Genomic DNA, 11412 nt, shown 5'->3' with positions numbered 1-11412 from the left:
ACGGCCCGGCCACCGTTGTCAGTGGCCCCCGCTAGCCTCTCTGGAATGTCCGCCCGTATCAGCGACCCCGAGCAGCTCAAGGAGCTCCTCGGCATCCCCTTCACCCCGGAACAGACGGCCTGCATCATCGCGCCGCCCGCCCCGCAGGTGATCGTGGCCGGAGCCGGGTCGGGCAAGACCACGGTGATGGCCGCGCGCGTGGTGTGGCTGGTCGGCACCGGACAGGTCGCACCCGAACAGGTGCTCGGGCTGACGTTCACCAACAAGGCGGCGGGCGAACTCGCCGAGCGCGTACGCAAGGCCCTGGTCAGGGCGGGCATCACCGACCCGGACGTGATCGACCCCGACCACCCGCCGGGCGAGCCGGTCATCTCCACGTACCACGCCTTCGCGGGCCGCCTGCTGACCGACCACGGCCTGCGCATCGGTCTGGAACCCACCTCCCGGCTCCTCGCCGACGCCACCCGCTACCAGCTCGCCGCCAGCGTCCTGCGGGAGTCGCCGGGCCCGTACCCGGCACTGACCCGCTCCTTCCCGGACCTGGTCGGCGACCTGCTGACCCTCGACGCCGAACTCGCCGAACACCTGGTCCGGCCCGAGGACCTGACCGCCCACGACACCGAACTGCTGCGCGAGCTCGAAGGCGTCGAGCTGACCAACGCGGACCTTCGCAAGGTCCCCGAGTCGGCCGCGGCCCGACGCGAACTCACCGAGCTGGTGGTCCGCTACCGCGCGGCCAAGCGCGAGCGGGACCTCCTCGACTTCGGCGACCAGATCGCCCTGTCCGCCCGCCTCGCCGGGCTCCCCGAAGTGGGCCGCGTCCTGCGGGACGAGTTCCGGGTGGTCCTGCTCGACGAGTACCAGGACACCTCGGTCGCCCAACGCGTCCTGCTGGCCGGACTGTTCGGTGGCGGCACCGGCCACCCCGTGACCGCGGTCGGCGACCCCTGCCAGGCCATCTACGGCTGGCGCGGCGCCTCCGTCGCCAACCTCGACGACTTCCCCGACCACTTCGCCCACCCCGACGGCCGGCGCGCCACCCGCCAGGCGCTCAGTGAGAACCGCCGCAGCGGCGGCCGTCTGCTCGACCTCGCCAACGGCCTCGCGGAGCCCCTGAGGGCCATGCACGCGGGCGTGGAGGCCCTGCGGCCCGCCCCCGGCGCCGAACGCGACGGCGTGGTCCGCTGCGCCCTGCTGAGCACGCACACAGAGGAACTGGACTGGCTCGCCGATTCGATCGCCCACCTCGTGCGCACCGGCAAGGAACCCGGCGAGATCGCGGTCCTGTGCCGCACCGCCGGCGACTTCGCCGAGATCCAGGGCGCGCTCGTCGCCCGTGACATCCCGGTCGAGGTCGTCGGCCTCTCCGGACTGCTCCACCTCCCCGAGGTCGCCGACCTCGTCGCCGTCTGCGAGGTCCTCCAGGACCCCGGCGCCAACGCCTCCCTCGTCCGCCTCCTGACCGGCCCCCGCTGGCGGATCGGCCCACGTGACCTCGCCCTCCTCGGCCGCCGGGCCAGGCTGCTCGTCTCCCACGCGCGCGTGGACGGCGACCAGGACCCCGACCGCCGGCTCGCCGCGGCCGTCGAGGGGGTCGACCCGTCCGAGGTGATCTCGCTGGCGGACGCTCTGGACACGTTCCTCGAACTCCCGCTCGAAGCTGAGCGTGAGAACGACGGGCTGCCGTTCTCGCCGGACGCGCGCGTGCGCTTCGCCCGGCTCGCGACCGAACTGCGCGACCTGCGCCGCTCGCTCGCCGACCCGCTCATGGACGTCCTCCATCGGGTGCTCGCCGTCACCGGCCTGGAAGTGGAGCTCTCCGCGTCCCCGCACGCGCTCGCCGCCCGCCGCCGCGAGACCCTGTCGAACTTCCTGGACATCGCCGCCTCCTTCGCCGCCAACAGCGCCGGTGAGGCCACCCTCCTCGCCTTCCTCGGCTTCCTGCGCACGGCCGCCCAGTACGAGAAGGGCCTCGACAACGCGCTGCCCGGCGGCGAGAACACCGTCAAGGTGCTCACCGCCCACCGGTCCAAGGGCCTGGAGTGGGACGTCATCGCCGTCCCCGGCCTGGTCACCGGCACCTTCCCCAGCACACAGGGCCGCGAGAAGTGGACGGCACAGGGCAAGGTCCTGCCGCACGCGCTGCGCGGCGACGCCGACACCCTTCCCGACGTCGGCGCCTGGGACTCGCGCGGGTTGAAGGCGTTCCAGGAGGCCATGAAGGACCACCAGCACACCGAGGAACTCCGCCTCGGCTACGTCACCTTCACCCGGCCCCGCTCCCTGCTCCTCGGCTCGGGGCACTGGTGGGGCCCGTCCCAGAAGCGCCCGCGCGGGCCGTCCGACTTCCTCACCGCCCTCCACGACCACTGCACCGCCGGGTACGGCGAGATCGAGGCATGGGCCGACGAACCCGAGGAGGGCGCCGAGAACCCGGCCCTGCACCGGTCGGCGGCCGAGCACGCCTGGCCCCTTCCGCTGGACGACGCTGCCCTGCTGCGCCGCCGCGCCGCCGCAGCGACCGTACTGGCCCACCTGGAGAGGGCCGCGTCCCACGAGGCCACCGACCCGGCCGGCCGCGCCTCGGGACACCCTTCCTCCGACCACCCGTTCTCCGACCATCCCTCCTCCGACCATCCGGACTGGCCGCCTCCGACGGACGACGAGGAGCCCTCCTACGAGGACGTCCACCCGGACGACGTGCCCCACGAGGACGACCTGCCACCGGCGGACGCCTTCGGGGACCCCGGAGACGAGAACCACGGAGACGAGAACCCCGGAGGCGAGGACACCGGCGACTGGGACTCCTGGTCGTCGGACCGGCCCGCACGGACCGTGCACGCGCGCGAGGAGCGCCCCGAACAGGACGCGCGCCCGCCGGTTGCGGTGCCGCACGCCCGCAGGCACCCCGCGGCGTCCGGCCTCAGCCCCGAGGAGGCCCGCATCGTCGCCTCGTGGGACCGCGACCTGGACGCCCTCACCGGAGAGCTCCTGCGGGCCCGCGCCAAGGTCACCGACGTACCCCTGCCCGCGTCGCTGACGGCGGCGCAGCTGATGCGGCTGGCCGCCGATCCGGACGGCTTCGCACAGGAGCTCGCGCGCCCCATGCCACGCCCCCCGCAGCCCGCGGCGCGTCGCGGCACCCGCTTCCACGCCTGGGTCGAGGCCCGCTTCGAAGAGCTGCGGCTGCCCATGCTGGAGCCCGGGGAACTGCCCGGCAGCGAGGCGGAGATCGACGACGAACGGGATCTGGAGGCACTCAAGGAGGCATTCGAACGCACCCCCTACGCGCACCGCACGCCGTATCGCGTGGAGGAGCCCTTCCAGCTGGGGATCGCCGGACGCGTCGTACGCGGCCGCATCGACGCCGTGTACCGCCTGGGCGACGGCGACGGCGACGGGGAGAGCAACGGTGACGGGACGACGTACGAGATCGTCGACTGGAAGACCAGCCGCACCCGCACCGCCGACCCGCTCCAGCTCGCCATCTACCGGCTGGCCTGGGCCGAACAGCAGGGCGTGCCCCTGGAATCCGTCGAGGCGACCTTCCTGTACGTCCGCACGGGCGACGTCGTACGGCCCGAGAACCTGCCCGACCGGGACGCGCTGGAGCGGCTGCTCCTGGAGGATCCCGGCGCCGACGCGGCACCGGATCCCGGCGCACGGCGGCCGAGACCGGCCGCGTACCGCACCGGGGCGGTCGCCGACGAACCGCCGGACGAGCACGTCGGTGCGGGCCGATAGGCTCGTGAGCATGAGCCAGTCCGTTGACAGCGACGTCAGCGACGTCAGCGACGTCAGCGACGTCACCGTCGTCCGTACGTACATCCAGGACCACCGTGCCGCCTTCCTCGACGACCTCGTGGAGTGGCTGCGCATCCCGTCGGTGTCCGCGCAGCCGGAGCACGCGCCGGACGTACGCCGCAGCGCCGACTGGCTGGCCGCCAAACTCCGGGAGACCGGCTTCCCCACGGCCGAGGTCTGGGAGACGCCGGGCGCCCCCGCCGTCTTCGCGGAATGGCCCGCCGAGGACAAGAGCGCCCCCACCGTCCTGGTCTACGGACACCACGACGTGCAGCCCGCCGCCCTCGGCGACGGCTGGGACACCGAGCCGTTCGAACCGGTGATCCGCGGAAACCGCCTCCACGCGCGCGGAGCCGCCGATGACAAGGGCCAGGTGTTCTTCCACACACTCGGTGTCCGCGCCCACCTCGCCGCCACCGGCCGGACCGCCCCCGCCGTCCACCTGAAGATGCTGATCGAGGGCGAGGAGGAATCGGGCTCCCCGCACTTCCGCGCGCTCGTCGAGGAACACGTCGAGCGGCTCGCCGCCGACGCGGTCGTCGTCTCCGACACCGGCATGTGGGCCGAGGACACCCCCACCGTCTGCACCGGCATGCGCGGCCTTGCCGAGTGCGAGATCCGGCTGTACGGCCCCGACCAGGACATCCACTCCGGCTCCTTCGGCGGCGCCGTGCCGAACCCGGCCACCGAGATCGCCCGCCTCGTCGCCGCTCTGCACGACGAGCACGCGCGCGTGGCGATCCCCGGCTTCTACGACGGCATCACCGAACTCACCGACCGCGAGCGCGAACTCTTCGCCGAACTGCCCTTCGACGAGGAGCGTTGGCTGCGCACGGCCCGGTCCACGGCAGCGCACGGCGAAAGCGGCCACACCACCCTGGAACGCGTCTGGGCCCGTCCGACCGCGGAGGTCAACGGCATCGGAGGCGGCTACCAGGGCGCGGGCAGCAAGACGGTCATCCCCTCCTCGGCCATGGTGAAGCTGTCCTTCCGCCTGGTCGCCGGACAGGACCCGGACCACATCCGCAAGGCCGTCACCGTCTGGGCCGCCGAGTGCGTTCCCGCCGGGATCCGCCACGAGATCACCTTCAGCGGTTCCACCCGCCCCTGCCTGACACCGCTGGACCACCCGGCCCTGCGCTCACTGGTACGAGCCATGGGCCGCGCCTTCGAGCAGCCGGTCCGCTACACGCGCGAGGGCGGTTCCGGCCCCGCCGCGGACCTCCAGGAGGTCCTCGACGCACCCGTGCTCTTCCTGGGCATCTCCGTCCCCTCCGACGGCTGGCACGCCCCCAACGAGAAGGTCGAACTGGATCTGCTTCTCAAAGGCGTCGAGACCAGCGCGTACCTCTGGGGCGAGCTGGCCCGGAGCCCCCGCGAGGGACACTGAAGAAGGCTCCGCACACCCGAGCCCGCACACCCGAGCCCGCACACCCGAGCCCGCCCACCCGCCGCACGCCCCGCCGAACCGCCCGCCCCATCAACCGTTCCACCGGGGGAGTTGGAAGCACCCGTGACCACCTGGACCGACCACACCGCAGACCGCCCCATCGCGCTCACCGCCCCCAGCGGCATCGACCGGGCCGCCCACCACCGGCTCGACGAGGCCTGGCTCGCGGCGGCGTGGAGCCACCCCACCACCCGCTGTTTCGTGGTCTCCGGCGGCCAGGTCCTCATCGACGAGACCCCGGACGGCACCACCGAACTCGTCATGACCCCCTCGTTCGAGGCCCCGCTCACCGAGGCGCACCGCTACTTCCTGGGCACCGACACCGACGGTGTGAGCTATTTCGCACTCCAGAAGGACGCGCTCCCCGGCCGCATGGACCAGTCCGCGCGCCCGGCGGGCCTGCGCGAGGCGGGCATGCTGCTGTCGCCGCGCGACACGGGTCTCATGGTCCACGCGGTCGGCCTGGAGAACTGGCAGCGCACCCACCGCTTCTGCTCCCGCTGCGGCGAGCGCACGGTCATCGCGGCGGCGGGCCACATCCGCCGCTGCCAGGCCTGCGGCGCCGAGCACTACCCGCGCACCGACCCCGCGGTGATCATGGCGGTCACGGACGACGACGACCGCATCCTCCTCGGCCGCCAGGTCCACTGGCCCGAGGGACGCTTCTCCACCCTCGCGGGCTTCGTGGAGCCCGGCGAGTCGATCGAACAGTCCGTGCGGCGTGAGGTCCACGAGGAGGTCGGCGTCACCGTCGGCCAGGTCGAGTACGTCGCCAGTCAGCCCTGGCCCTTCCCCTCCAGCCTCATGCTGGGCTTCATGGCCCGGGCCACCTCGACCACCGTGGACGTCGACGGCGACGAGATCCACGAGGCCCGCTGGTTCTCCAGGGAAGAACTGCGGGCCGCGTTCGAGTCCGGGGAGGTCCTGCCTCCCTACGGCATCTCGATCGCGGCCCGGCTGATCGAACTCTGGTACGGCAAGCCCCTGCCGACGCGAAGCCACATCGGGTAGCACCCGTACGCGCGGTCAGGGCTCGTCGGTCGTGGCAGGCAGGACTCCCAGGTCGCGGCGGGCCGGGACTCGCCCGTGGCGGCCGGGACCGGTCCGTGGCGGCCGTGACGTGGCTGCCGCTGCGCGCCGATCTTCTGCTGGACCTGTGTAGGAGCGAGGGGTTCGTGAGCCGCGATCAGCAGTCGGCCCTCCCGCCACGACCAGTTCTGCCGGACATGGCCGCAGCACGCGGTCGCGGCCCGGCTGACGCTGTCGAGGCCCATTGGCAGTCCCTGCGGCTCAGCTGGCAGTGGCGCCGTGCGGTGCACCGGATCCGCATGCCCGGCCGCCCCTATCCGGACATCGTTGCGCTGCTGGAGGCTGCCGCCGCTCAACCACGACTCCGGCGGCTGTATCCGTTCACCAGCCACTTCGCACTGGCCTTCAGCTCCTCCACCGGCTACCCCTGGACCATGCAGGCCGGATCGATCGAGCCCTTGTACAACGGACGGTTCAAGGTGCGTCGACGCGGTTCTGCCGCCGTGATCGGCGAAGTCGGGAGTGCCGAAGAGGCTGTGGCCCTCGTGCTCGAACTCCTGCCCACCGGCCACGAGCCCGTCATCACCGCCTCCACGGACGAGCACATGTGAGTTCTGGAGGCGACGGTGGACGCGGCCAAGGAAGCAGCCCTCGTCCGTGCGGGAGCGAGGGCTGCTTTCCGAGAGACGGGCTCAGGCGCCGAGAGCCTGCTTCACCTGGGCAAGGCTCGGGTTCGTCATGACGACCTCGACGCCGCCGTTGGAAGGAATCACCTGAACAGTGGGGACCGTCTGATTCCCGCCGTTCGCCTTCTCCACGAAGGCGGCGGACTCCGGGTCGTGCTCGATGTTGATCTCGTTGTACGCGATGCCCTCACGGTCCATCTGGCTCTTCAGCCGACGGCAGTAGCCGCACCACGTGGTGCTGTACATCGTCACAGTGCCCGCCATGTCCCTGGCGCTCCTTCACGGTCTGAGGGGTGCTGGTCGCAGTGAGTGGAACGTACGCGACGGGCCCACCATTCCCCTGTTCGGGTGGCGTCCACCACCCCTGCCCCCTACCGGGCGCACCGGGGACACCGGGTGAGCCCGGAGCACAGGAGGCGCTTGCCGCATTAGTACGACTGCGAGGGCCCGCCTGTGGACAACTCGCTCGGCCGTCTCCGGGGACCTGGCAGCATGGCCGTGTGACAGCAGCAACGCACTCCACCCTCTTCCCGCGGGTCCCCGACTCGGCCGACGCGGTGCTCGAAGGGCTCGACCCCGAGCAACGCGCGGTGGCGACGGCCCTGCACGGCCCGGTGTGCGTGCTGGCGGGCGCCGGTACGGGCAAGACCCGGGCGATCACCCACCGGATCGCCTACGGCGTGCGCGCCGGGATGCTCCAGCCCGCCAGTGTGTTGGCCGTCACCTTCACCAACCGCGCCGCCGGCGAGATGCGCGGCCGCCTCCGCCAGCTCGGCGCCGCCGGAGTCCAGGCCCGGACGTTCCACTCGGCCGCGCTGCGCCAGCTCCAGTACTTCTGGCCGAAGGCCGTCGGCGGTGCCATGCCGCGCATCGTCGACCGCAAGATCCAGCTCGTCGCGGACGCGGCCGCCGCCTGCCGCATCCGTCTCGATCGCAATGAACTCCGCGACGCCGCAGCGGAGATCGAGTGGTCCAAGGTCACCCGGACCGTGCCCTCCGACTACGCCGCCGCGACCGCCAAGCACGGCCGCGAGGCCCCCCGGGACCCGGCCGAGATCGCCCAGATCTACGCGACGTACGAGGAGCTGAAGCGCGAGCGGGCCGTCATCGACTTCGAGGACGTCCTCCTGCTCACGGTCGGTATCCTCCAGGACCGCCAGGACATCGCCGAGCAGGTCCGCTCCCAGTACCAGCACTTCGTGGTCGACGAGTACCAGGACGTCAGCCCCCTCCAGCAGCGTCTGCTGGAGCTGTGGCTCGGTGACCGGGACGACCTGTGCGTCGTGGGCGACGCCAGCCAGACGATCTATTCGTTCACCGGTGCAACTCCCGACCATCTGCTCGACTTCCGCCACCGTCACCCCGGGGCCACCGTCGTCAAGCTGGTCCGCGACTACCGCTCCACGCCGCAGGTCGTCCACCTCGCCAACGGTCTGCTGTCCCAGGCCCGCGGCCGCGCCGCCGACCATCGCCTCGAACTGATCTCGCAGCGCCCCCCGGGCCCGGAGCCCCGCTACACCGAGTACACGGACGAGCCCGCCGAGGCCGAGGGCGCCGCCCGCCGCATCCGGGATCTCGTCGCAGCCGGTGTGCCCGCCGGCGAGATCGCCATTCTCTTCCGGACCAACTCCCAGTCCGAGACCTACGAGCAGGCCCTCGCGGACGCCGGGGTGCCCTACCAGCTGCGCGGCGCGGAACGCTTCTTCGACCGCCCCGAGGTACGCAAGGCGGGTGCCGCGCTGAGAGCCGCCGCCCGCTTCGGCGGCAACGACACCCTGCTCGAGGACGCCGTCGACCTTCCCTCGCAGGTACGGGCCGTGCTGTCCGGCGAGGGATGGACCGGTGAACCGCCCGCGGGGTCCGGCGCGGTCAGGGAACGCTGGGAGTCGCTGGCGGCCCTGGTGAACCTGGCCCACGACTTCGCCGCGGCCAGACCCGACGCCACACTCGGCGACCTCGTGGCGGAACTCGACGAACGCGCGAACGCCCAGCACGCCCCGACCGTCCAGGGCGTCACCCTCGCCTCCCTGCACTCCGCGAAAGGGCTGGAGTGGGACGTCGTCTTCCTGGTGGGTGTCGCCGAGGGGATGATGCCGATCACCTACGCGAGAACGGACGAACAGATCGAGGAGGAGAGACGCCTCCTCTACGTCGGGGTCACCCGGGCGCGCGAGCAGCTCTCGGTCTCCTGGGCCCTGTCCCGGGCGCCCGGTGGCCGTCCCAGCCGCCGTCCCAGCCGCTTCCTCGACGGACTGCGCCCCGGCTCCACTGCCAGGGCGGGCCGGACCGGAGCCGGGGGCACCGGGGGCGTCGAACGGGGCTCGGTGGGCGGCCGAACGGGTGACGGCACGGCCGGCGGCACCGAGGCGGTCGCCCGCCGCACCAGCCGGACGCCCGCCCGCTGCCGTGTCTGCGGGCGCACCCTGCGGGACGCCGGTGACATGAAGCTGATGCGCTGCGAGGACTGCCCCTCCGACATGGACGAGGGCCTATACGAGCGACTGCGCGAGTGGCGCGCGGTCCAGGCGCAGCGCAGCGGCCAACCGGACTTCTGTGTCTTCACCGACAGAACCCTGATGGCGATCGCGGAAGCGGGGCCGAGCACTCCGGTTGAGCTCGGTCGCATCCCTGGTGTGCGCACCCGCAAGCTGCAGCGCTACGGGGCCGATGTTCTCGACATCTGCGCAGGTCGGGAGCCTGGGTGCGAGGACCGGAACGACTGATGCGAACTCGTCGAAAAAATAGTTTGCGCATGCCCCGGGAATCCCCATAGGTTCTTAGGCACGAGAGCAGCGGCCTTCTCGGAGGCCCCGGTTTCGTGGTGTACTTCATATCCGTCGGATTGGCTCGCGCCGGTCCCCATAGACGCCGAGAGGAGGCGAGTCCAGTGATCAGCATCAACACCAGCTTCACCAGCACGGTCAAAATGACCGATCGCTCGGCCGTCTCCCTGTGCATGCTCGGCGTCTCGAACCTGGGTACCGGTCTGTCCGCCATCACTGGCGACCGTCCGGCTCCCTCCGTGTCTCTGGCGGGTCTTCCCGTCCGTGAGCGCAATGAGCGACCGACCAAGGCACTGGAAGCAGCAGTAGAGGCACAGGCCCAGGCCTATGCCTTCGCAGCGGCCGGTGCCGGATTCCGGAAGCAGACGACGCAGCACCACCTGATGTGGGCCTTCCGTGGGCCTGAACCCTGGAGTGATCCAGCCTGATCGACGATCAGGCCGGCGCCTTCAGGGCCGCGGAACCCCATCCGGGATCCGCGGCCCTTCTGTTTGTCCCCGATCGGGGACTACAGAGCGAAGGGGCCTCGGGACAAGAAAAGAACCCGGTACCAGCCGCCACCGGCCAACAGGCCGGAACGACCAGACGAGGAAGACGAACCGTGCAACTCGAAGCGCACGCCCCGTCCGTACCGCCTTCCGAAACGATCCCCCCGCCCGGCCTCACGGAGGACTCCACCTTGACCCCGCTCACCGCGCTCACCGCGCTCGACGACGCCATCGAGAACCTGGGCGTACCCGTCCCCTGCCGCTCCTACGACCCGGAGGTCTTCTTCGCCGAGTCGCCGGCCGACGTCGAGTACGCCAAATCCCTCTGCCGTACCTGCCCGCTGATGGAGGCCTGCCTCGCCGGCGCCAAGGAGCGGCGTGAGCCCTGGGGTGTCTGGGGCGGCGAGCTCTTCGTCCAGGGTGTCGTCGTGGCCCGCAAGCGGCCCCGTGGCCGCCCGCGCAAGAACCCGGTCACAGCATGAACATCACCGGAACCATCGACCGCCCCCTCACGCACGATCCCAAGAAGCAGGCCCCGATGAAGCCGTCCACGAGCGAGCCCGCCGGCTCCGCGACCTCACACTTCACCACCACCGGCGCGAACACCTCGCGTCAGAACAGGACCCGAGAGATGCATCTCATGCCAGAAGCCCTGGCTCGTGCGCATATGCACGAGCGCCTGCACCAGGCCGAGCAGGAACGCCGGGCCATGCGCCTGGCGGTCGCCCGCCGGATGCAGCGCCGGGCCGAGCGCGCGTCGATGCGCGCCCGCCGCGCGCTCGCCATGGCGGTCATGCAGTAGCCGCCGCGCGGCGACCGGCATAGCCGGCCCGGCCAGGCACATCAGAACCACCGACAGCAGTGGCTCCCCGCGGGGGCCGGTCCGAACGGGCCGGCCCCCGCGGTGCGTGGTGACCACGGATCCGCGGAGCGCGGGGCTATCGTCGCCGGGTGACGAGTCTTTCCGGAGACAGCGACAACAGCGGCTCGACCGCAGAACCCCACAGCCTCGTGTGCGCCCGCTGCGGCACCACCGCCACAGCCCCTCAGCCCCTGTGGATCTGTTCCGTGGAGCACGGCCGACGGCACTACTTCTGCGAGAACTGCACCCGGGAGAATCTGCGGGCCATCGAGGGACGACTGGACTCGGCCTGGTGGTGAACCCCGGTCCG

Annotated in this window: 10 protein-coding genes; 9 read left to right on the top strand and 1 reads right to left on the bottom strand. The window is 71.7% G+C overall.

Annotated elements, in window-relative coordinates; translation table 11 throughout:
* The first annotated feature begins 45 nt into the window (after positions 1 to 45).
* The 4 genes from PYR72_RS17615 to PYR72_RS17600 all read left to right on the top strand — a co-directional run bounded on the left by PYR72_RS17615 (position 46) and on the right by PYR72_RS17600 (position 6894).
* Entirely contained in the window at positions 46 to 3744 is a 3699-nt protein-coding gene (locus PYR72_RS17615) for an ATP-dependent DNA helicase (RefSeq protein WP_275456222.1), read from the top strand.
* A 10-nt stretch (positions 3745 to 3754) separates the two neighbouring features.
* Entirely contained in the window at positions 3755 to 5194 is a 1440-nt protein-coding gene (locus PYR72_RS17610; RefSeq protein WP_275456221.1) for a dipeptidase, read from the top strand.
* Positions 5195 to 5317: 123 nt separating this feature from the next.
* Positions 5318 to 6265, top strand: a complete 948-nt coding sequence (gene nudC / locus PYR72_RS17605) for an NAD(+) diphosphatase (protein WP_275456220.1) — start codon at positions 5318 to 5320, stop codon at positions 6263 to 6265.
* A gap of 95 nt (positions 6266 to 6360) precedes the next feature.
* Positions 6361 to 6894: a DUF6193 family natural product biosynthesis protein gene (locus PYR72_RS17600; protein WP_275456219.1), complete on the top strand. Its 534-nt coding sequence runs from the start codon at positions 6361 to 6363 to the stop codon at positions 6892 to 6894.
* An 81-nt stretch (positions 6895 to 6975) separates the two neighbouring features.
* Here PYR72_RS17600 and PYR72_RS17595 read toward each other — a convergent pair whose 3' ends face one another.
* Positions 6976 to 7233 (bottom strand): mycoredoxin, encoded by a 258-nt coding sequence (locus PYR72_RS17595; protein ID WP_275456218.1) that lies wholly within the window; start codon positions 7231 to 7233, stop codon positions 6976 to 6978.
* A 236-nt stretch (positions 7234 to 7469) separates the two neighbouring features.
* Between PYR72_RS17595 and PYR72_RS17590 the strand changes: the two genes are divergently transcribed.
* The 5 genes from PYR72_RS17590 (at position 7470) to PYR72_RS17570 (ending at position 11401) form a co-directional block, all read left to right on the top strand.
* Positions 7470 to 9692 (top strand): ATP-dependent DNA helicase UvrD2, encoded by a 2223-nt coding sequence (locus tag PYR72_RS17590; protein WP_275456217.1) that lies wholly within the window; start codon positions 7470 to 7472, stop codon positions 9690 to 9692.
* 164 nt (positions 9693 to 9856) lie between these two features.
* Complete coding sequence (locus PYR72_RS17585) at positions 9857 to 10180, top strand: hypothetical protein (RefSeq protein WP_275456216.1); 324 nt, start codon at positions 9857 to 9859, stop codon at positions 10178 to 10180.
* Positions 10181 to 10353: 173 nt separating this feature from the next.
* On the top strand, positions 10354 to 10722 hold the full coding sequence (locus tag PYR72_RS17580; RefSeq protein WP_005480495.1) for a WhiB family transcriptional regulator: 369 nt from the start codon (positions 10354 to 10356) through the stop codon (positions 10720 to 10722).
* Complete coding sequence (locus PYR72_RS17575) at positions 10719 to 11042, top strand: hypothetical protein (RefSeq protein ID WP_275456215.1); 324 nt, start codon at positions 10719 to 10721, stop codon at positions 11040 to 11042. The genes PYR72_RS17580 and PYR72_RS17575 overlap by 4 nt, the downstream gene beginning before the upstream one ends.
* A 149-nt stretch (positions 11043 to 11191) precedes the next feature.
* Positions 11192 to 11401, top strand: a complete 210-nt coding sequence (locus PYR72_RS17570) for a hypothetical protein (protein WP_275456214.1) — start codon at positions 11192 to 11194, stop codon at positions 11399 to 11401.
* Positions 11402 to 11412 lie beyond the last annotated feature (11 nt).

Source organism: Streptomyces sp. VNUA24, from assembly GCF_029167005.1.
GTDB lineage: Bacteria > Actinomycetota > Actinomycetes > Streptomycetales > Streptomycetaceae > Streptomyces > Streptomyces scabiei.
The sequence above is the reverse complement of the archived record's forward strand: the minus strand, read 5'-3'. Positions and strand labels throughout refer to the sequence as shown.